The 1,952-nt window shown below is 38.2% G+C and carries 2 protein-coding genes; both read right to left on the bottom strand.

All coding sequences use genetic code 11. The annotated features are described in order from the left end of the window. Positions 1-398: 398 nt before the first annotated feature. Entirely contained in the window at positions 399-1,307 is a 909-nt protein-coding gene (locus ACFXK0_RS29005) for a hypothetical protein (RefSeq protein WP_375839305.1), read from the bottom strand. Positions 1,308-1,397: 90 nt separating this feature from the next. Beyond that, the gene (locus tag ACFXK0_RS29000) at positions 1,398-1,571 is read right to left on the bottom strand and encodes a hypothetical protein (protein WP_375839303.1); all 174 of its coding nucleotides are present in this window, start codon (positions 1,569-1,571) and stop codon (positions 1,398-1,400) included. Between the last annotated feature and the right edge of the window lie 381 nt (positions 1,572-1,952).

Genomic DNA, 1,952 nt, shown 5'->3' with positions numbered 1-1,952 from the left:
AAAAGGGTGTCAAACAGGCTGTGCCTGTTGAGTTTCTATGCTCTTAGAACAGGTGCCGTTTTTGAAGCCAAAGATATAGCATAGATACCCCATAGATATAGCAGGGATATACCAAAATATCTCTAGAGATACGGGTATCTATGCTATATCTCTCTACAAGATTCCTCCACACGCTTGACGGAAATGCTTCAGCATTTTAGCACTCACTCGACAGAGTGTATAAGTGCGCCATTCGGAATTTCAAAGCTTCAAATTTCACAGAGAGTGCCCATTTATACACACCCCCTAAATCGTGGTGTGACAATGGGTTCTCGCCGGCTCGAAATCGGTTTGTCATTCTGACAAATAACCCTTCGGGAAATAAAAAAAACGGCTCCATAAAGAGGAACCGTTTTGCTTCAAAAATCACGTTTTGTGTTATACTGGAGAAACGAAATTGTGTTTTCAAAATTGTCATTTTCGACATGATAACTTTTCTCGTAGTGTGGTTTTGCCGAACCCACTACTTTTTTTATGTCTCCGAACTTCATTTCTTCCCGTTCCGGCTTAACAATCCCTTTTGATTTTCGATACATATTCATTCCGGAAGGATACATGTGCAGCCGTCCGCCTTTTAAAAATTTCTTTTCCCGACCTTCTACGATCTTTGTTTGCACCTCACAGCCCTCTGAAGCCACTTTTAAGGCTGTTTCCCTGTCTTGGACATCTTCTAGGTCTATATCAGTCAAATAAGCGCTCAAATAGGCTCCTATGTTGTCTATATCCTTTAATGACTTGATTGTTACAAATCCTAAACCCCATAGACTCCTTAATTCAGCATTTTTAATATAAATCTTATCCAAATCATTAAAGCGCATTAAAACATGACAATGCCAGGCTCCACGTCCTTGTGGCTCTACCACCGATAAATAATCTATCGAACTTTCTTTCTTGTATTTATAACGCAACCTGTCGATAAAATTTTGAAAATCACTATAAAGTTTTTTCGTGTCCGTCATATTTTTCTTGTATGTCAAAGTTATATGTAATTCATTTGGCCGTCCTATAAAATTGTTATTTATCAAATAACGCAGCTTCTTAAAGGTTTGTCTCAAAGAATTATAATTTTCCTGCCGATTTTCCGAATGCTCGAACTCCCGGATCTCCCCAGTAGAGAGGTCTACAAACCTATCCTTGTCCAATTTTTTGATATTATTTTTCCGGTTCATCTTCTCCATATGCTGAACTTCAATGACGTGATTCATAGTGGTCACTTTTACAACATCATTTGGAGCTATGAAAACCGCGTCACCATTGCGTTTATCCATCCATTTCCCCTCAATTTTTCCTGTAATGTTTAATTAAAATCAAGTTAATAATAAAGAACCCCAAATCCGAAGTCAGTTTTTCAACAAAAATTAGCGTCCTTTTCCCAAATAGTCCCTATACAATTCCTTAATAGCAAACTCAATTACAGCATCTTTTGAAACTCTTCCAAATTCATTGTGTTTTGTAAAATGTTCGGCTAATAACTCTAGCTTTTTAAATGTTTCAACAGTAATTCGAGGTCCAATTTGTTTTTTCTCTTCCATCCAAACACACTCCTAACAAGTTGTTAACATAATTCTAACATTGGAAATAATAGAATTCAAGAACAGAAAAAAGAAGCACACTCGGAATGATATTTCGTTTCCTTTTGATTCCGAGCCTCCACCCCTTACAATCCCCAAAGGCAACCGACAAGGGAAAATTCGTCCCTTATCGGCACCTCCGGAAATTGTACAGCAAGGGGTCACTCCCAATAAAAAGACTACGACATATAAAACAGGTTTAGCTTCAGAGAAAAAGAGCATAAGGAAACTCGGTGCCACCCTAAAAAAAAGGGTGTCAAACAGGCTGTGCCTGTTGAGTTTCTATGCTCTTAGAACAGGTGCCGTTTTTGAAGCCAAAGATATAGCATAGATACCCCATAG

Origin of the sequence: Nocardia sp. NPDC059177 (assembly GCF_042755165.1) — a bacterium.
Classification (GTDB): Bacteria; Actinomycetota; Actinomycetes; order Mycobacteriales; family Mycobacteriaceae; genus Nocardia.
This window is presented reverse-complemented; position numbering and strand designations above follow the sequence as displayed.

Bases quoted from the DNA above. Each gene is read 5' to 3' on its own strand.
- ACFXK0_RS29005 (WP_375839305.1), bottom strand. From the start codon at position 1,307: ATGGATAAACGCAATGGTGACGCGGTTTTCATAGCTCCAAATGATGTT.
- ACFXK0_RS29000 (WP_375839303.1), bottom strand. From the start codon at position 1,571: ATGGAAGAGAAAAAACAAATTGGACCTCGAATTACTGTTGAAACATTT.